The sequence below is a fragment of the Rosistilla oblonga genome (assembly GCF_007751715.1).
In the GTDB taxonomy this organism is placed as follows: Bacteria; Planctomycetota; Planctomycetia; order Pirellulales; family Pirellulaceae; genus Rosistilla; species Rosistilla oblonga.
Genome location: NZ_CP036292.1, coordinates 4,167,489 through 4,187,030, shown reverse-complemented (window position 1 = coordinate 4,187,030; position 19,542 = coordinate 4,167,489). Strand labels below are relative to the sequence as shown.

General features: G+C 58.8%; 15 protein-coding genes. 8 read left to right on the top strand and 7 right to left on the bottom strand.

Annotated features, from left to right (window positions below; all coding sequences use genetic code 11):
* Positions 1–24 precede the first annotated feature (24 nt).
* Positions 25–870, bottom strand: a complete 846-nt coding sequence (locus CA51_RS14770; protein ID WP_145121850.1) for a sugar phosphate isomerase/epimerase family protein — start codon at positions 868–870, stop codon at positions 25–27.
* A gap of 302 nt (positions 871–1,172) precedes the next feature.
* On the opposite strand from CA51_RS14770, the gene CA51_RS14765 reads away from it, so the two are divergent.
* The 3 genes from CA51_RS14765 (at position 1,173) to CA51_RS14755 (ending at position 4,217) form a co-directional block, all read left to right on the top strand.
* A complete protein-coding gene (locus tag CA51_RS14765) occupies positions 1,173–1,997 on the top strand; it encodes an MlaE family ABC transporter permease (RefSeq protein WP_231746197.1) in 825 nt (274 codons plus the stop codon).
* Positions 1,997–2,911, top strand: a complete 915-nt coding sequence (locus CA51_RS14760; RefSeq protein ID WP_145121846.1) for an ABC transporter ATP-binding protein — start codon at positions 1,997–1,999, stop codon at positions 2,909–2,911. The genes CA51_RS14765 and CA51_RS14760 overlap by 1 nt, the downstream gene beginning before the upstream one ends.
* Positions 2,912–3,002: 91 nt before the next feature.
* Entirely contained in the window at positions 3,003–4,217 is a 1,215-nt protein-coding gene (locus CA51_RS14755; RefSeq protein ID WP_145121844.1) for an MlaD family protein, read from the top strand.
* A gap of 365 nt (positions 4,218–4,582) precedes the next feature.
* Here the strand turns inward: CA51_RS14755 and CA51_RS14750 are convergent, their stop codons facing one another.
* The gene (locus tag CA51_RS14750; protein ID WP_231745707.1) at positions 4,583–5,749 is read right to left on the bottom strand and encodes a sialidase family protein; all 1,167 of its coding nucleotides are present in this window, start codon (positions 5,747–5,749) and stop codon (positions 4,583–4,585) included.
* A gap of 244 nt (positions 5,750–5,993) precedes the next feature.
* Between CA51_RS14750 and arsC the strand changes: the two genes are divergently transcribed.
* Both arsC and map read left to right on the top strand, forming a co-directional pair.
* Positions 5,994–6,344 (top strand): arsenate reductase (glutaredoxin), encoded by a 351-nt coding sequence (gene arsC / locus CA51_RS14745; RefSeq protein WP_145121839.1) that lies wholly within the window; start codon positions 5,994–5,996, stop codon positions 6,342–6,344.
* A 244-nt stretch (positions 6,345–6,588) separates the two neighbouring features.
* Complete coding sequence (map, locus tag CA51_RS14740; protein ID WP_145121837.1) at positions 6,589–7,386, top strand: type I methionyl aminopeptidase; 798 nt, start codon at positions 6,589–6,591, stop codon at positions 7,384–7,386.
* A gap of 726 nt (positions 7,387–8,112) precedes the next feature.
* Here the strand turns inward: map and ispD are convergent.
* A complete protein-coding gene (gene ispD / locus CA51_RS14735) occupies positions 8,113–8,808 on the bottom strand; it encodes a 2-C-methyl-D-erythritol 4-phosphate cytidylyltransferase (protein WP_145121835.1) in 696 nt (231 codons plus the stop codon).
* Between the two features lie 13 nt (positions 8,809–8,821).
* Positions 8,822–10,018 carry a Gfo/Idh/MocA family protein gene (locus CA51_RS14730; protein ID WP_231745706.1) on the bottom strand — a complete coding sequence of 399 codons (1,197 nt, stop codon included), beginning with the start codon at positions 10,016–10,018 and terminating at the stop codon, positions 8,822–8,824.
* Positions 10,019–10,233: 215 nt separating this feature from the next.
* Between CA51_RS14730 and CA51_RS14725 the strand changes: the two genes are divergently transcribed.
* From CA51_RS14725 to CA51_RS14715, 3 genes are all read left to right on the top strand, one after another.
* A complete protein-coding gene (locus CA51_RS14725) occupies positions 10,234–10,758 on the top strand; it encodes a hypothetical protein (protein ID WP_197451200.1) in 525 nt (174 codons plus the stop codon).
* A gap of 176 nt (positions 10,759–10,934) precedes the next feature.
* The gene (gene polA / locus CA51_RS14720) at positions 10,935–13,724 is read left to right on the top strand and encodes a DNA polymerase I (RefSeq protein ID WP_197451199.1); all 2,790 of its coding nucleotides are present in this window, start codon (positions 10,935–10,937) and stop codon (positions 13,722–13,724) included.
* Positions 13,725–13,897: 173 nt separating this feature from the next.
* A complete protein-coding gene (locus CA51_RS14715; protein ID WP_145121831.1) occupies positions 13,898–15,445 on the top strand; it encodes a hypothetical protein in 1,548 nt (515 codons plus the stop codon).
* A gap of 251 nt (positions 15,446–15,696) precedes the next feature.
* On the opposite strand, the gene CA51_RS14710 is transcribed toward CA51_RS14715, so the two are convergent.
* From CA51_RS14710 to CA51_RS14700, 3 genes are all read right to left on the bottom strand, one after another.
* Positions 15,697–17,526: a biotin/lipoyl-containing protein gene (locus CA51_RS14710; protein WP_197451198.1), complete on the bottom strand. Its 1,830-nt coding sequence runs from the start codon at positions 17,524–17,526 to the stop codon at positions 15,697–15,699.
* An 80-nt stretch (positions 17,527–17,606) separates the two neighbouring features.
* Positions 17,607–18,773 carry a sodium ion-translocating decarboxylase subunit beta gene (locus CA51_RS14705; RefSeq protein WP_145121829.1) on the bottom strand — a complete coding sequence of 389 codons (1,167 nt, stop codon included), beginning with the start codon at positions 18,771–18,773 and terminating at the stop codon, positions 17,607–17,609.
* Positions 18,774–18,782: 9 nt separating this feature from the next.
* A complete protein-coding gene (locus tag CA51_RS14700; protein WP_145121827.1) occupies positions 18,783–19,097 on the bottom strand; it encodes an OadG family protein in 315 nt (104 codons plus the stop codon).
* Between the last annotated feature and the right edge of the window lie 445 nt (positions 19,098–19,542).

Below are 19,542 nucleotides of genomic sequence, written 5' to 3'. Positions count from 1 at the left end.
GAAATTAGCAGCTGAACTCAGCGATTACGCCAACAGTTCGCTCTTGAGCTTGGTCAGCAGCGCAACGGCAGCGCCGATCTCTTTCAACTGACGCTCCGGTTCGGCGGGGATCTCGCGTTCGATCGTCAACGGCCCGGTGTAGCCGATCTCGTTGAGCGTTTGCAGGTACTTCCGCATGTCGACTTGGCCTTCGCCCAACGGCACTTCAGCGCCCCAGGTTTCGCCCGGCTTGTCGCTCCAGGTGCCATCTTTGCAGTGCACGCTGCGGACAAAGCTGCCAACTTTTTGCAGTGCCGGAATCGGTTCGCCCGTACCGTACAGGATCATGTTGGCCGGATCGAAGTTGACGAACAAGTTGTCTCGATCGACGCTGGAGAGGAACTGCAGCAGACCGTCGGCGGTTTCCTGACCGGTCTCCAAGTGAACGCGTTGCCCGTTGTTGGCGGCGTGATCGCAGAGGTCGCGCATCACGGTGACGATGCCTTCATAAGAAGGATCGCTGGTTTCGTGGGGGACAAAACCAAGGTGCAGCGCGACGACGTCACACTCGATCAACTTGGCAAAGTCGGCGATCTCTTTCATCTCTTGCAACCGCGCCGCGCGGGTCGCTTCGGGAACGAGACCGACGGTTTCGACAACGGTCGGGATGTCGGCATAGCTTTCGCCTTCGAAGCCGCCGAAAACCGCTGTCAATTCGACCGACATCTCCTCCATCTGGCTACGCAATTTGTCAGCGTTGGCTTGGGTTCGCGTCTCTGCCGCTGGCGCGTGCAATTGAATCGTTGGCACGCCCAGTTCTTTGATCACTTCCCAGCGTACGCCTAGGCCTGCATCGACCGATGCAAACACTCCGATTGGCCACTTTTCCACGTCAGTTTCCTTTCAAAGGTCGAATCACCCCATCGCGTCTACGTCAAACGCGGGTTTGCAATGTTGTATCAGAGTCGACCGGCAGCGACCAGTATTGCTAGCGGCGGCCCCGTCCTGTTGGTGATCGCAGTGCCGCAAAGATAGGCCGGCACAACCGGTCGGTTCATCTCAAGCCGCAAACTCGATGCAACCGATACAAACTAACACGGTCTCGTTTTGAATCGCCGCAACCTTCCATTCGCAGCTGTCTCATGCCATCCGCCGCAAGCCGCTCGCAACGCCATTCCGTCAGCCCGCAAGGGATGCGCGCCGGGCTACGCGATTGGGCATCGGACTGGGGCAAGATCGTTGTATCGGGAGTCAGCACGGTCGGCGGGATCGCCAACTTCACCCTGCAGATGCTGCGATGGATCTTTACGTCGCTGCCGCGGCGGGAGACGATCCTGCCCAATTTCTACCAAGTGGGTGTGCTCAGTTTGCCCGTGGTCGCTTTGACGGGGACCTTCATCGGGATGGTTCTTGCCGAAAACAGCTACTACCAATTCCAGTCGATCGGTCTGGAAAGTCGGCTCGGCGGCGTGATCAATATGACGCTGGTCCGCGAGCTGGGGCCGGTGCTAGCGGCGACGATGTTGGCCGGCCGCGTCGGCAGCGCGATGGCGGCGGTACTGGGGACGATGCGGGTGACCGAACAGATCGATGCCCTGGCAACGATGGGGGCCGACCCCATTCACTATCTTGTCGTGCCGCGGTTTCTCGCCTGTATCATGTTGATTCCTGCGCTGACGATCATGGCCGACTTCATGGGAATCGTCGGCGGATATTTTTATAGCGTCGTGATTCTGGGGATCGATCACGCGGCTTACCTGAACCATTCGCGTCAATTTGTGACAGGGTTTGATCTGTTTACCGGGATCTTTAAGAGTCTGTTCTTCGGTGCCGTGATCGCTGTCGTCAGTTGCTACCGTGGCTTTCAAGCCGAAGCGGGAGCCGAGGGTGTGGGCAAAGCAGCCACGTCGGCGTTTGTCCATTCGTTTGTGATGATCCTGGTCCTCGACCTCGTCTTGGGCCGGTTGTTGAACATGGTCTACTTCGCCTTCTGGCCATCGGGAGCCTCGCTACTGTGATGGATTCGGATACCCAAACGATCGAATTGCCCGAAGAACCGCCAGCGCGTCAGTACCTGTTGGACGCGCAGGATCTGCACGTCGAGCTATCGGGGCACCACATCCTGAAGCGAATCAATCTAAAGATTCCGCGTGGCGAGACGTTGGCGCTGATCGGCGAGAGTGGTTGTGGCAAGACGGTTTTGATGAAGACCTTGATCGGGCTGGTTCGCCCGACGCGTGGCATCGTCCGTTTCGATGGCCAAGACATCGCCGCGATGAAGCCGGCAGAAGCTGTCAACTTCCGCAAGAAGATTGGTTTTGTTTTTCAGAACGCCGCGCTGTTCGACAGTATGACTGTCGGCCAAAACGTCGCCTTTCCGCTGCGTCAGCACAACGTTGTCGATGCCGATCAGGTGGAACCGCTTGTCCTGCGGGCCTTGGGAGAAGTTGGTCTGCCCGATGATATCGTTCGCCGCCGACCGGCGCAATTGTCCGGTGGGATGCGAAAACGAGTCGGTATTGCGCGAGCTTTGATCCTGCAGCCCGATCTGGTTTTGTACGACGAACCGACGACTGGATTGGACCCGATCGTCAGCGATGTGATCAACGAATTGATGCTTGGCGTGCGTCGCAAGTATCCCGTGACCAGCATCATCGTGACCCACGACATGAACACCGCCCGGAAAGTCGCCGACCGCGTGATCATGTTGTATCCGCGTCGTCGTTTGAAGGACCACGAATCCCAGGTCCTGTTCGATGGCCCGCCGACATCGCTTGAGAATTTCGAAGACCGTCGCGTTCGCCAATTTGTTCGTGGCGAAGCGGGCGAGCGATTGATGGAGATGCGACAGCAAAGCGAAGAGCTGGACGAGCAGTTGGAGCACGAAAGATTTGAAAACGAAGACGACGACGAATCGCCGCTGGATCAATAGCGGTGGTTTACGCGACGCCGCGTCGGTATCGACCGGCGGCGCGCACGATGGCTCGACGGAATTTTTTTAAGCACAAGGTAAATAGAAGATCATGGACGATCGCAGACTTGAATTTGGCGTTGGCGTGCTGGTGCTCGCGTCGATCGGAGTTTCCATCATCTTGATGTTCATCTTCGGTGCCTACCCGGTGCTTCTAAAGAAGGAGTATCCGATCACGGCAAACTTCCCAACGGTCGCCGGGATCGACGTCGATACACCGGTCGTGAAGTTCGGTTATCCTATCGGTCGCGTCACCAAGATTCAGCTTGGCGCCGAAGGGGTCGACGTGATGATGATGATCGACGCCAAATACCCGATCCACAAGAACGAGATCCCGCGGATCGGTTCGCAGCGGTTGGTCACCGGTGAGGCTCGCATCGAGTTTGTCAAAGCCAATGAGAAGCAGTTGTTGGAGTTGTTCGATGGCAAGGTGAACGATCCGCCCGACGGGATTTTGCAGCCGACCGAATCTGCGTTCGCGCAGGAGTATGTTCCCGAGGATGGCTATTACGTGCGAGTTACCGACGGGGTTTCATCGGATCCGTTTGCGGTGCTGATGAGTCTCGAAGGGGAGTTTCGCGGCACGCTGAAATCGATCGAAGACGCCGGCAAATCGGTTGACTCACTGGCTTCGCAATTGGAATCAAACGTAAAGACGCTCTTCAAGGGGGACGGCACGCAGGTCCATCAGATCGCGCAACAGACCTCGCAGACGTTGGAACAGGTCCGCAGTACGGCGGCGGAAGTCGAATCGATCTTGAAAGATACGCAGATGAAAGAGAAGTTGAAGGCGTCGCTGGACCGCTTTCCGCTGCTGCTAGACGATGCGCAAGAGACGATGCATGTCGCTCAACGAGCGATCCAAAGCTTCGAGAACGTGGGCGATTCGGTGAACGATACCGTCAAATCGGTCGACCGCACGGTTCGCAACATCGAACGCTTTACCACGCCGCTGGCCGACAACTCCGACGAACTTGTCGCCAACGTGTTGCGGAGTCTCAACAATCTGGACCAAGTGTTGGTGCAAGTCGCCTACTTCACGGAGCAGTTGAACGAAGGGGACGGCACGATCAAACGCTTGATCGAGGATGACGAACTCTACTGGCAGGTCCGGCGGATCGCCGGAAACATCGAAAACTTGACAGCTCGAGTTCGCCCGATCGTCGACGACGCCCGCGTCTTCGCCGATAAGATCGCTCGCGACCCCGGCACGCTGGGCGTCCGTGGAGCCCTCAGCCGCCGACCGCAAGGTGCGGGTCTGAAGTAGGACTGCATCGCTGCATTCGTTTAGCCGTAATACAGTTCAACGAAGCGTAGTGGACGATATAACGAGTCCTTTTACATGCATCAGACCAAATCGCTGGGTTTCGCAACCTCGTCCACTACATCTCGCCGCTAATTCTTTCGACGGTCCGAGGCTGCTTCGTAGACCGGTATTGCGTTTAACCGCGAGCCCAGCGGGCCGCGCGTTGGAGGTGACCTCGACGCGGGATTGATCTGCTGACTTCCAGTTGGAAGGTGCTGCGATCGTCAACGCGCGAGGCGATGTGTCCTACGTCGGGAGACGTAAATGGACTTGTTTTGCGCCTCGCGGTGACGGTGTGTGTGCAGCAGCTTGTGGTGCTGCGTTTGCTATTTGCTGGCAGCGTTGTCGCTCTGGCTGGCGAGCGCGTCGGTTTCAGCGATCTTGAAACGCGTCGAAACGACCGAGTGCTTTTCGGGGCCGGGGGCGTATTTCACGTACGTCGTCGCGACGATCGTGCCGTCGGGCAGCAGTTCGACGCCGGGGTAACCACAGTCGAGGCGGTTGGCGGCGTAATTTTGCAACAGCTTGATCCGATATTGCCCTGGCTTGCCTTGGCGAATGTCGTCGTAGGTGCCGACCCATGCAACAAAATCGCCGCGGGTGGGGCTGTTGATCGCAACGTCGCGGAACGCGATCACCCAGCGACCGTCATCGAGTTGAACGCCGATGTGGCGATCGCCCGTTAGGCCCCACGACGTGTCGACTGGTTCGCTCCACGACTCGCCTTCGTCCTCGGAGAACATCATCAGACTGCGTCCTCGATGGGTGTTCTCTCGCATCAGCACACAGATCTGCTTGCCGTCGGGCGATCGCAAGGCAAACGGTTCGCAGGGATTTTTCCCTTCGACCGCGGCAACCACTTCGGGTTCGGACCATGTGAATCCGCCGTCGTTTGTAACGGTCTGCAGAACCTTCAACGGCGTCCGATCCTTCCCGTCGGGGCCTTTGTGGAAGAATCCGATGTAGCTACCGTCTTTGCGTTGCAAGACGCTACTGAAGGTCATCACACAGGGAAATCCAAGAGGCGGCATCTCTTTCCAGTTTGCGCCGCCATCTTCGCTCATGATGCTCGGCATCCCCGGTCCGCCTCGTTTACCGAGCGCTGCCGACCAAACCCACAGTCGTTCCTTTTTGTCGGGACCAACCATCCGATAGATGCTGGGGCAATTCTGGTGCGTCGAAAATCCGGCTGGCAATTGTTTGTCGAGCCGCGACCAGTTGAGGCCACCATCGGTGCTCTTGGCCATCGGACCAGCGGCACCGCCGTGATTGATGCACCAGACCGCAAAGATCGTTTTCCCATCGGGCATCAGCAGCGTCGTCGGATGCCCTTGGTAGACCGCGGGCGTGCCGGCGGCGATCGTGACGTGGCGTTCGGTCTGGTCGGCGAGGTCGACGATCGGCAGGTCGGGTTGTTCTTCAGCGTTGGCCAATTGGGCGAAGCCGAGGCCAAGGAAGAGGCAGATGGAGGAAACAAATAATCGCTTGCTCACGGTGGGATTCCTTCGATGCAACGTTGGGGAGTCGGATGGTTGGGGGGACGAAACTGAGTGCGGTATTGTACTCATTTCAGTTGCTGCTAACAGTAAAACGTTTGGTCATCCTGTGCTGCTGCTCTCTACCGGCTTCGACCCGATCGGTCGACGCGATAGAATCCTTGCTGTTCCGCGGGCCGAAGCGGCTCGCTGTCCCGCCGAGCACGGGACGCCTTCAACCTTCTTCCAGCTGCCTAAAAGCATGACCACGATTTATCATAACCCTCGCTGTTCGAAATCGCGTGCCGCTGTCGAACTGCTCGAATCGCGGCAGATCGAACACACCGTCGTTAAATATCTCGAGACGCCGCCGACCGAAAAGGAACTAGCCGAGATCGTTGCGATGCTGGGGATCGAGCCTCAGCAGTTGGTTCGGCGTGGAGAAGCGTTATTCAAAGAGCTAGGGCTGGGAGAGAAGCAACTGTCCCACGATGAATGGCTGGCGATCTTGGCGGCGAACCCTAAATTGATCGAGCGTCCGATCGTGGTTCATGGCGGACGAGCGGCAATTGGCCGGCCGATCGATAACGTCGCTGCGTTGCTGGACGGCTAGGTTATCTGCGTTCGATCGATCGACCAAAAGAAGTGCGAAGGGGCGTAAAAACGTTGCCGTGGTGCGAATCTTCACGCAACTGATTGGTTTTCAATCCCTAGTTTGCTAAACTTGTGTCTTCGCGTGCGGCGGGCAATCGAGCTCAAAGGACGCGTTACTTGAAGTTATCTGTTATTGATCAAAGCTGCGTTGGAGCGATCGTCGATTTCCGATCTGGTTTGGGCGACAAAAAGGACTATTGGGAATGTTACAAAACCGGAAAAAACTGCTGCTGCAAAACGCGGGACGCGAAGCGATGATCGCGGCGGGGCGCTTTAATGCCAAGCTGTTGGATTATGTTCGCCCGCATGTCAAAGCTGGGATTCAGACCGGTGCGATCGATGAATTGATCCACAAGTTCACGATCGATCACGGGCACAAACCGGCGACGCTGGGATACCAAGGCTTTACCAAGAGCTGTTGCACGAGCGTCAACGAAGTCATTTGTCACGGAATTCCGGGTGAGTACACGCTGGTCGATGGCGACATCGTAAACGTCGACATCACGTCGGTCGTCAACGGTTGGTTTGGCGATCAATCCGAAACGTTTTTGATCGGAGATGTCAGCGAAGAAGCGCGAGCCGTCACGCAGTGTGCTTTCGATTGTCTGTACATCGGGATCGACGCGTTGACTCCCGGTTGCAAGGTTTCGGTGATCGGCGAAGCAATCGTTGCCGAAGCGCACAGCCGCGGTTTCTCGGTTGTCCGCGAATACGTCGGCCACGGTTTGGGACGCCAGTTCCATCAAGATCCGTCGATCCCTCACTATCCGAACCGCCAGAGTCGCCAGGATCGGCTGTTGCCCGGAATGGCGTTCACCGTCGAACCGATGATCAACGCCGGCAGCCGCTTCACCTCGTTGGACAACAACGACGGCTGGACCGTGCGAACCAAAGATGGCCGCTATTCGGCTCAGTTCGAACACACGGTGCTGATGACGGAATCGGGACCACAAATCCTCACGCTGACCCAAGACGGTCCGCAAAAAGGCCACACCTTTTAGGCGTTGCCATCTACGCCCAGCGTGGTCTGCTGGAAGTCCGATTGGCGGGGCCGCCACCCATTCGTTTAACCGCGTGCCCAGCGGGCCGCGCGTTGGATGGGACATCGATGCAGGACGCGCGGGGCGTTGCCGCCGCGGTTAAACGATTGGTACTCGGCTCGGGGGGCATTCGTTTAACCGCGTGCCCAGCGGGCCGCGCGTTGAATGGGGCATCGAATACAGGACGCGCGGGGCGTTGCCGCTGCGGTTAAACGATCGGTACTCGGCTCGGGGGGGCATTCGTTTAACCGCGTGCCCAGCGGGCCGCGCGTTGGATGGGACATCGATGCAGGAAGCGCGGGGCGATGCCGCCGCGGTTAAACGATCGGTGCTCGGTTCGGCTTGGGCGTCAATCGTTTAACCGCGTGCCCAACGGGCCGCGCGTTGGATGGGACATCGATGCAGGACGCGCGGGGCGTTGCCGCCGCGGTTAAACGATCGGTGCTCGAATTGGCTTGGGCTGTAATCGTTTAACCGCGTGCCCAGCGGGCCGCGCGTTGGATGGGTCATCGACGCAGGACGCGCGGGGCGTTGCCGCCGCGGTTAAACGATTGGTACTCGGCTCGGGGGGCATTCGTTTAACCGCGTGCCCAACGGGCCGCGCGTTGGATGCTGCATCGACTTGGTAGGAAGCGCGGGGCGTTGCCGCCGCGGTTTCACTTGCTGGTTAAACGTGCTCGATTCTTGTTATCGCTGCTGCATGATCGCTTCGGCCAGCAGCAGGTCGTCGGGGCCCGTGATCTTCAGATTCAGCGGCGAGCCTTCTACGAGAAACACTTTGCCGCCGGAGCGTTCGACGAGACTTGCGTCATCGGTCACAGGCCAGCCGCGCCAGCGAGCGTAGGCGTCGATCAGCAGTTCGCGGCGGAACATCTGCGGCGTTTGAGCTTCCCACAATCGCGAACGGTCGACGGTTGTCTGGACTATCGAATCGTCATCGGATCGCTTGATCGTACCGCGGACGGGAGTCGCCAGCATGACGGCGTCGCGGGTCGCCGCAGCATCGAACAATCGCTGCAGATCGGTTTGCGAAACCAGAGGCCGCGCGGCATCGTGGACGGCGATAAACGAAGCTCCTTCGATCCGCTCGATCGCTCGCAGCACGCTCTCGTATCGCTCGCCGCCCCCGTCGACTAGATCGATCCGCAGCGACGCGACCGCCTCGGCGAATTCGCTCTCCCACCGCGGGCGGTCGTCGGGATGGATCGCGATCACGATCTGTCCGACTTCGGCAAACGAGCGCAGCCGATTTGCCGCGTGCCACCAGACGGGATGCCCCGCCAGAGTGGCAAAAATCTTCGATTGCGGGCCGCCGAAACGACGGCTGGTCCCGGCCGCGGGAAGAATCACCGCGACCGATCCGGGTTCCAAAGTTGCGTCCATCGTTACACTCAACCTACCTGCGAGCACGCTCGTGCTTCATTGGCAACCAAGCCGCGTCCTGCTTGCTGCTCTCGACGCATTGTTGGATGAAGTACATCCCTTCGACGCCATCGTTGACGTTCGGGTAGACCGTGTTGACCCGTTCGATTGGGCCCCCTTCAGCTCGCGCGACCATCGCGTCGAAGGCCGATGCGTAGACGTTGGCAAACGCTTCGAAGAAGCCTTCGGGGTGACCGCTTGGCAAACGGCAAGCCGCTGCCGCACCGGCGGTTGTGTGCGGTGCGTTCGGGTCGCGGGTGTAGATCTTGTGCGGCTGGCCGTTGGCGCGAACGATCATCTCGTTCGGGTTCTCTTGCCGCCACTGCAACGCTCCCTTGGTCCCGTCGATCTCGATCGTGACGTCGTTCTCGCGGCCGTGGCTGATCTGCGACGCGGTGACGGTTCCCAGGGCTCCGTTTTCGTAACGGATCACGGCGGTTCCGTAATCGTCCAGCTTGCGGCCCGGTTCAAACGTCTTCAGATGGCAACTGATCTGTTCGGGCAGCAGCCCGGTCATGTAGCGGCCCAGGTTGTAGGCGTGCGTGGCGATGTCGCCGAAGCAGCCAGCCGCTCCACTTTTGGTGGGATCGGTCCGCCAAGCTGCTTGCTTTTGGTCGGAGTCTTCCAAGCGGGTTCGCAGCCAGCCCTGGATGTAGTTGCTGCGGATCGCTTGGATCTCGCCGAGGTCGCCGTTGGCGATCATCTCGCGAGCTTGGCGGATCAGCGGATATCCGGTGTAGTTGTGGGAGAGGGCGAAGATCACATCGCTTTGATCGACCGCCTTGGCAAGCTGTTCGGCTTGGGCAAGATCGAACGTCATCGGCTTGTCGCAGACGACGTTGAAGCCGGCTTCGACAGCTGCCAGTGCGACTTCGAAGTGAGTGTGGTTGGGAGTGGTGATGCTGACGAAATCGATCCGTTGATCGTCGGGCAACTTGCTCTCGGCGTCCAACATGTCCTCGTACGAACCGTAGGCTCGGTCTTCGCTGATCGCATAATCGGGAGCCGAGGCTTTGGACCGCTCGGGATTGCTCGACAGCGCCCCGGCGGTGACGACGGCGCGGTTATCAAGGCAGGCCGCGATCGAATGCACGCGTCCAATGAATGATCCCTGGCCGCCTCCGACCATCCCCATCCGCAGCTTTCGGTTCAGCGGTGCGTTGATTCCCATCGTGTCCTATCTCCCGTAATTCATCTGTAGTGCGATTAGTCCGACCCGCGATCGATTGAGATTTCGCCGAGTGGTGGATTTGTTTAAGGATATGCATCGTAAATCGCTGCGCGTTGGCGTACAATCCACCGTGCCGGTTCTTGTGGTGGCCGATCCCCTGTTGTTCGATGTTCGGAGTGAAAAGAATGAACGAGACTTCCTCTTGTTGTGCTGGAATGAAAGGATTTTACGGCGCGTTGGCGGCCTGTCTGCTGTGTGGCATCGGGTATCTAGTCGGCAGCCAAAATCGCGACCCAGGTTTTTCGTTGCCTCCGCATCTGATCAACGCGACGGCCAGCGATTCGACCGACGAGTTTTCGATCGCTACCGGCCGCGTCAGTGGTGATGCCGAGGGGTTGTTCGTCTTGGATCACGCCACAGGCCAATTGCAGTGCTACGTGATGTATCCGCGGACAGCCAAATTTGGCGCGGTCTTCACAACCAACGTCGGCGAAGCTTTGGCGGGCCGCGGCGAAAAGGGATCGAAGTACGTGATGGTCACCGGCGACGCCAGTTTTCCCGGCGGCGGTCGCAATGGTCCCGCCGGTACCGTGCTGTATGTGTTGGATGCTACCAGCGGCGCGTTTGTCGCTTACGGATTGCCATTCGACCGCACGATGTTGACCGCCAACCGGCCTCAGCAGGGGATGTTGACGCCGTTGGACGCGGGGCAGGTTCGTCAGCTGGCGATCCGCGAATAACAGCCGCTCTCAAACGCCGCTCCGGGCTAGGCACTCGTCCGCCCGGGGCTGCAGCCCGACTGACGCTCGGCTGCGGTGGATCTTTCCCAGCTGGTTGGCTCTTGCCAATCGCTGTCAAACCCGACATAACTGCCGGGAGAAAAGGGAAAGTTTAATCCACCGGAGACGCACAGCCGATGACCGACGCACTAATCAAACGGCTGTTCTTGTTGGACGGTATGGCGCTGATCTATCGCGCCCACTTTGCCATGGTCCGCAGCCCCCGCTACACCTCCGGCAACGTCTGCACGTCGGCGGTGTTTGGCATGACCAATGCCATCTTGGATATCTTGAAGCGGGAGCAACCGACGCACATCGCAGCGGTCTTCGATACCGCCGCGCCGACTCATCGGCACGAGGAGTATCCGGAATACAAGGCGCAGCGCGATGCGATGCCAGAAGATCTCTCCAGCCAGATTCCGCTGGTCTTTCGTCTGTTCGAAGCGTTCAACATCCCCGTGATCACGATCGATGGTTACGAGGCGGACGACATCATCGGCACGCTTGCTCATCAAGCCGAACAGCAGCAGTTTACGACCTACATGGTCACTCCCGATAAAGACTTTCAACAACTGCTGACCGATAACATTTACATCTACCGTCCCGGACGGCAGGGTTCGAATCATGAAGTGGTCGGCGTTCCTGAGGTGTTGGAAAAGTGGGGCCTCGAAAACGTTCGCCAGTTCATCGACATCTTGGGTTTGATGGGGGATGCCAGCGACAATATTCCCGGCATCAAAGGGATCGGGGAAAAGACGGCGCAGAAATTGATCGGCCAGTTTGGATCGATCGAAAACCTGTTGCAATCGACCGACAAGCTGAAAGGCAAGCAGCGCGAACGCGTCGAACAAGGGGCTGAAGACGCGATCCTTTCCAAGCGGCTGGCGACGATCCTGTTGGATGTCCCTCACCAGATCGATCTCGATTCGCTCAAGGCGAAGGAGTTCGATAAAGACCGGCTGAGCGAACTGTTTATGGAGTTGGAGTTCGAGACGTTTGGTAAACGGATGTTGGGCAAGTCGTTCTCGGTGGGTGCGACCAAAGCCAAGGTTGTCCGCGAAAAGCGGGAAGCCGAGATCCAGCAGCAATTGTTCTTCGACGAACCTGTCGACGAGAAAACGATTCACAACTCGCCGCACGAATACCACACTATCACGACCGCCGCGGAACGGGCCGATCTGGTCGAGAAGCTGATGGGGCAAAAGCGGATCTGTTTCGATACCGAAACGACGGGGCTGAACCCTCGCGAGGCGGAACCGTTGGGGCTGGCCTTTGCCATCGCGCCCAACGAAGCATATTACGTCGTCTGCGGCGAATCGGCTGAAGCGACAAATGAAGTCTTGGAGCAGTTTCGACCGGTCTTCGAAAACGAAGCGATCGAAAAGGTGGGGCACAACCTTAAATATGACATCTCGCTGTTGAAGTGGCAGGGAATCGAAGTCCGCGGCGCGTTGTTCGATACGATGCTGGCGCATTCGATGAAAGAACCCGAGATGCGCCATGGGCTCGATTATCTGGCGAAGCTGTATCTCGGCTACACGCCGATCCCGACCAGTGATCTGATTGGCCCCAAGGGAAAAGATCAGAAGAACATGCGCGACGTGCCGCTGGAACAGCTGGCCCAGTACGCTTGCGAAGATGCCGACGTCACCTGGCGGGTGAACGAGGTGCTGCGAGACGACATCGAGAAGCGAGGCGTCAGCCAGGTCTGTTACGAAGTCGAATGCCCGTTGATCCCTGTGCTGGTCGACATGGAATTCGAAGGGATCCGGTTGGATGTCGATTCTTTGGCTGTCTATTCCAAGCATCTCGAAGGGGAGATTGCCGATCTGACCGCTCGGATCCACTCCGCCGCCGGACGCGAGTTCAACATCGATTCGCCGAAGCAATTGGGCGTTGTGTTGTTCGAGGAGTTGCAGATCGACGACAAGCCGAAAAAGACGGCGACGGGGCAATATTCGACTCGCGAATCGGAACTGCTGCGGCTCTCGGGGCGGCACGAGATCGTTCAAGATATCCTCGATTACCGCAGCGCGGTCAAATTGAAGAGCACCTATGTCGACCAATTGCCTGCGGCGGTGAATCCGAAGACCGGCCGATTGCATACGCATTACAGCCAGACATGGACCGCTACGGGGCGGATGCAGTCGAACGATCCGAACCTGCAAACGATTCCGATCCGCAAGGCGCGAGGCAAAGAGATTCGCGCGGCGTTTGTGCCGCGCAACGACGACTATCTGATCCTCTCGGCCGATTATTCGCAGATCGAATTGCGGATCATGGCGGAATTGAGCCAAGACGCCGGGATGATCGAAGCCTTTACCAGCGGCGAAGACATCCATTCGGTTACCGCGTCGAAGGTCTACAAAGTCGATCTTGCCGACGTCACCCGCGAGATGCGCGACAAAGCCAAGACGGTGAACTTCGGCATCCTGTACGGCATCTCCGCCTTTGGGTTGCAGCAGCGGTTAAACATACCTCGCGGCGAAGCATCGGAGCTGATCGATAACTACTTCGAAAAGTATCCCGGCGTGCAGACCTATATCGACGCGACGATCGAGTTTGCCAAAGAGAACGGTTACGTCGTCACCAAGACCGGCCGCCGTCGGTATCTCCGCGACATCACGTCGCGAAATCATTCCGCTCGCACCGCGTCGGAGCGTTTGGCGATGAACAGCCCGATTCAGGGAACGGCCGCCGACATGTTGAAGCTGGCGATGATCAAGGTCCACGCGGCGCTGCGGGCGGCGGAGTTGAAGACCAAGATGCTGCTGACCGTTCACGATGAGATCGTCTTCGATCTGCACAAGTCGGAACAGGAGACGGCGATCCCGTTGATCGAAGAAGCGATGCGGACTGCGTTTCCGATGAGTGTGCCGATCGTGGTCGAAACGGGAGTCGGCAACAATTGGTTGGAAGCGCACTGATCGCCAACAGCCAACGGTTTTGTGGCGGCTGATACCTCGTGTTCAAAAACGGATTCGCCCCGGCGGATCCTTGTTGCGGTGCGCCATCGGGTGGAGGAATCTGGTAAGATCGTGGCTCCGCGTTCCAAACCCTCCCCATTTGCTGCCCTCTTTCAGCCCCACGACCTTTGAACATGAAGTCATCGATCGCCCTGTTGTTGTTTGTCCTGGCCGCGTTGCCGTGTGCTGCGGCCGACGAAGCCGACTACTACCGAATCATTTCGATCAGCACGCCCAAGGCGCAAACTGCGTCGCGATCGCAGAATTGGAAACCTGCTCCCGATGGGCTGGCGTTGGAGGTCAGTGGGATCACGCGCGTCGATGATTCTCGGATTGCGGTCGCGATCCGCAAAGGAGAGATCTGGTTTTTGGACGGCGTGTACGACGATCCGCCCTCCAATGTCCAATACCATCGGTTTGCGTCGGCGCTACACGAACCGCTGGGGCTGTTAAAACATAACGATGCGTATTACTGCGTCCAACGGAGCGAGCTGACTCGGATCGCAGACCTCGACGGCGACGATGTTGCCGACGAATATTTGACGGTCGCCAAAGGCTGGGGCGTGACGGGGCACTATCACGAATATGCATACGGCCCGAAGCTGGATGGCCAAGGAAATTTGTGGCTGACGCTGAATATCGGCTTGGGGTTGAACAAGGACCAGCAACAACATGCTGTCACCGATCCGAAGCTCGGCTATCGCCAGGGACTGTGGCGTGGTTGGGGGATGATGGTCGATCCGACCGGAAAGCTGAGTCCCGTTTGCGCCGGGATGCGATCGCCGTCCGGCTTGGGCGCTAACGCGGCGGGCGACATGTTTTATACCGATCAGCAAGGGAATTGGGTCGCGACGAATTCGCTGCATCATATGCGCAGCGGGGTCTTCTTTCATCACGCCGAAGCGCTCGCGTCGATGAGTCAGCCGGGCTCGCCGCTGAAAGGGATCGATCAGGTTCCCGGCGGATTGGCATTGCCCGAGGCGCTGCAGCGGATGCCTGCGATGAAACCGCCGGCGGTTTGGTTTCCCTACAAGAAGATGGGGCAATCGACGACCGACGTGATGTTGGACGCCAGCGACGGGGGCTTCGGTCCGTTTGCCGGCCAGCTGTTGATCGGCGAATTCACCCAAGCGTCGATCAATCGGGTCTTTCTGGAAAAGGTCGACGGCGAATATCAGGGCGCTTGTTTTCCCTTCCGCCGCGGTTTGGGATCGGCGGTTTTGCGGCTGACCCAAGGCGACGACGGCAGCGTCTTTGTGGGACTGACCAATCGCGGTTGGAGCAGCCTCGGTACGGCATCGTACGGCCTGCAGCGGTTGGTTTGGACCGGTAAGATGCCGACTGAGATCCAAGAGATGCGAGCGACGCCCGACGGATTCGAATTGGTCTTTACCAAACCGATGGATCGCAAGAGTCTGCAAAATGCCGATTCGTATTCGATCCGCAGCTACACCTATCGCTACCAATCGGGATATGGGAGCGATGAAATCCAGGACCGCGTCTTAAACGTAAGACCAGTCGACGTGTCGGCTGACGGCCGCCGCGTGCGATTAAAAGTCGACCCGCTGCGGCGGTACTTCGTTCACGAACTGCACGCTCCCGGCGTCCGCGACACCGACGGCCAACCCCTACTGCATTCCAACGCCTACTACACGCTGAACCGAATCCCGCCGAAGGAATAAGGGACGGCTGGAACCTCAGCGAAGCAAAGCTTCCTGTTAGTGACCTTCCCAACGGAACCTGCTAGGTTGATTTCGGCGGTTCCGTTTTAAGAAGGCGAGTGCGCGACATCGTGGTATGACGGTAAGTCGCTACCACGATCGACCGGCTGGGCTTGCGTTCGGAATGTGAAGCGACGTCCGAGTTCTCTACCCCGTCGCGATGTGGGATTACTGTTCCGATACGTTCTGATTTTCGCAAGCCGGAGCCGCTATCAGGACGTGACTGTGGCTAGGACTTGGCCGGTGGCTACTTGGTCGCCGACCTGGACGTTGACGGTGGCGACGGTGCCGTCGATTGGCGACGCGACTTCCATCTCCATCTTCATCGCTTCGAGAATCAAGATCGATTCCCCTTCGCGAACCCGCTGACCCGGTTGGACGAGTTGTTTAAAGACGCTGCCGGGCATCTGGCTGGTGATGTCGGTCGAGCTTGTGGATCCGTTGGCGGCGGAGCTGGTTGTCGTGGAACCGCCCGATTCGGGTTTGATCGCGACGCGGTAGACCTTGCCGCCGACGGTCACCATGTTCCCTTCAAACGCCATGAAGATGTCGTTGCCGTTGACCGAGACGTTGTATTCGGCGGGGCCATTGGTCGTCGCTGCCGGAGCCGCGGCAGCAGCTGCCGCTTCGGCCGCCTTGTCGATCTTGCGGATTCCGAGTTCCGCTTTGCCTTGCAGGAACCGGACTCCCTTTTCCTTGCACGTCGACGCGATGAAGATGTTTTCGTCGGTCACCGGCAGGTCGGCTTCTTGCAATACGGCGGTCGCCGCTGCGATTCCCTTGGATGGATCGGCATCGTTGAGTTCCAGCACGGGACGCGTTGTTACGGGAAGGCTCAGCTGTTCCTCGGCTAATTTGACGACATCGGCATCGGGCGGAACAGGCGTTTTGCCGAAGTAGCCGAGGACCATTTTGCCGTACGGTTCGGCGATCTTTTTCCATGGCCCAAACATCACGTTGTTGAAGGCTTGCTGGAAATAGAATTGCGAGACGGGAGTGACCGAAGTGCCGTAGCCACCCTTGCGGACGACGTCGCTCATCGCCGCGATGATCTGCGGATATTTCTCCATGATGTTGTTGTCACGCAACATCTGGGTGTTGGCCGTCAGCGCGCCGCCGGGCATCGGGCTCCACGGGATCAACGGCTCGACGGCTGTCGCTTCGGGAGGCAGGAAATAATCTTTCATGCAGTCCTTGAAGACCTCTTCGGCCGCGCGGACTTTTTCGACATCGACGTCCAGGTCGTATTCGGTGCCACGCAGCGCGTGCCACATCACCAGGATATCGGGCTGGCAGGTGCCGCCCGAGCACGGCGCCATCGACAGGTCGATCGCATCGGCTCCCGCGTCGATCGCCGCTTTGTTGGCCAGCACGCTGACGCCGGCGGTTTCATGCGTGTGGAAATGGATGAACGTGCCGGCGGGCAACATCTTGCGAGCCGCCGCGATCGTCTCGTAGACCTTCGATGGGACCGCGGTTCCCGAGGCGTCTTTAAAGCAGACGGCATCGAAGGGAATGTCGGCATCCAAGATTTTTTGCAGCGTGTCGCTGTAGAACGCCGCGTCGTGGGCGCCAGTGCAGCCGGGCGGCAATTCCATCAGCGTCACGCAGACCTGGTGCTTCAGCCCCGCGTCGGTGATGCAGCGGCCGCTGTGGATCAAGTTCTCGACATCGTTTAGCGCGTCGAAGTTGCGGATCGTCGTCATGCCATGCTTTTTGAACAGCTTGGCATGCAGGTCGATGATGTCGCTGGACTGCGAATCGAGGCCGACGACGTTCACGCCGCGAGCCAGGGTTTGCAGGTTGGCATCGGGACCGGCGGCGCCTCGGAACGCATCCATCATGTCGAAGGCGTCTTCGTTGCAGTAGAAGTACAACGATTGGAAGCGGGCCCCGCCGCCAGCTTCCAGCCAACTGATCCCCGCGTCGCGAGCCGCTTCGACGGCGGGCAAGAAGTCGGGGGTTTGGACGCGAGCGCCATAGACCGACTGAAATCCGTCGCGGAACGCCGTACACATGAACTGGATTCGTTTCTTCGCCACTGAATCGCCTTTGCTGATTTCGTCTTCGTTAGTTTTTTATTCGTTGGGACAAAGCTTGTCGTTGCGGTCGCGCTGCCGGATCAGGTCAACACCGACCAGAGCACACCGGCGGCGATCGCCGAACCGATCACTCCGGCGACGTTGGGGGCCATCGCGTGCATCAGTAGAAAATTGTGCGGGTCGGCTTGTTGGCCAACCATCTGCACGACGCGAGCTGAATCGGGGACCGCTGAAACGCCCGCGGCACCGACCAACGGGTTGATCTTATCGGTCAGGAACCGATTCATCAGTTTGGCGAACATCACGCCGCTGGCCGTGGCGATCACAAACGACAACGCACCGAGACCGAAGATCAGCAGCGATTGCGGTTTCAGGAAGGTGTCGGCTTGCGTGCTGGCACCGACCGAAAAGCCCAACAGGATCGTTACGATATCGATGAAGGCGGTTCGGGCGGTGTTGGCCAAGCGTTCGGTGACGAGGCTCTCTTTCAGCAGGTTGCCGAAAAACAGCATCCCCAACAGCGTGATCGCTCCCGGCGCGATCAAGGCGCAGATCAGGAAGGCCGCGATCGGGAAGATCATTCGTTCGCGCTTCGAGACCTTGCGCGGTGGCTTCATGCGGATCAAACGCTCTTCGCGCGTGGTCAGCAGTTTCATCACCGGCGGTTGGATCACGGGGACCAAAGCCATGTAGGAATAGGCGGCGATCGCGATCGCACCCAACAGGTCGGGAGCGAGTTTCGCGGCCAGGAAGATCGCTGTCGGACCGTCGGCACCGCCGATGATTCCGATCGCGCCGGCTTCGGGCAGCGTGAAGCCGAGCCAGATGGCACCGAGGAACGTAGCGAAGACGCCGATCTGCGCGGCCGCACCCAGCAGCGTCAGCTTGGGATTGGAGAGCATCGTGGAGAAGTCGGTCATCGCGCCGATGCCCAGGAAGATCAGCGGCGGGTAGATGCCGAGACTGACGCCCAGGTACAGGTAGCTGAGAACGCTACCGGGCTGATACTCCACGCCGCCATCTTCGATGATCCATCGATGGTGGTCGTAGACGCCCATCGCCATCCCTTCCATCACCGGGATGTTCCCGACGATCGCTCCCATCCCAATCGGGACCAACAGCAGCGGTTCGTAATCTTTGACGATCGCCAGGCCGATGAACACGATCCCGACAAGGATCATGATCGCGTTGCCGGGGGACATCGCCGCAAATCCGGTCGTGTTTATAAATTCGAGCAGAATATCCATTGTTGTCTTTTAAGCCGGACCGTCGGATTGAAGCTGTCGCTGAAACTCTTGATGCAAAACGAACCCGATCGCGGCCAACACCGCGTCGTCGTCCGGAACGTGACTCTCCGGATGCGCTGCCCCGCCGTGAGCTTCTTCCACCTCGGGCCAGAATTTTTCGGTGATCGCCAGAATCCGCGGCATCGTCGCGATGAACAGACAGATCAGCAGCAGCGCCGATCCGACGATCAACATCCCGCTGAGCGCGATCACGACAGCCTGCGGCAATGCGTCGGGGGCAGCCTGCGGATTGGCCGCGGCCGCTGTGAGGGCAAGCAAATACATCTTGAGGCGGTTTCCAAACCGAGGCAGAAGGGGGGAGGCAGAGATTCGATCTGCCCGATAGCAAGGGTGGAAGAATATCGGATCGCGGCCTCGGATTCACCCCCTAAGGGGAAATAGTTTCCAAAAACGCAGGACGTCGGGCGCGTGATCCGCTAAAGCGATGCAATTGCCACAGCTTGTCTGCCACCCGCAGCAGCAACCGCGGCCGCGAATTACCGAAGTGCCCTTTCGCCGATCGCGAGCTTATCGGATCATCGCTGCTATGATGGAATATAGAAGGAATCGAATCGCCGACGTGTCTGGAACTATCCTTGGTTTAATGCGGAAGCCGCGACGGCTGGCCGCGGTGAGGCAGTTCGCCTCGGAAAAGCAATGCGTCCCAAGGCGGGCGTCTGGCAAGCAGATGTTCCGGCCGATCGGATCAAGTGCAGCTCGCGATGGCGTC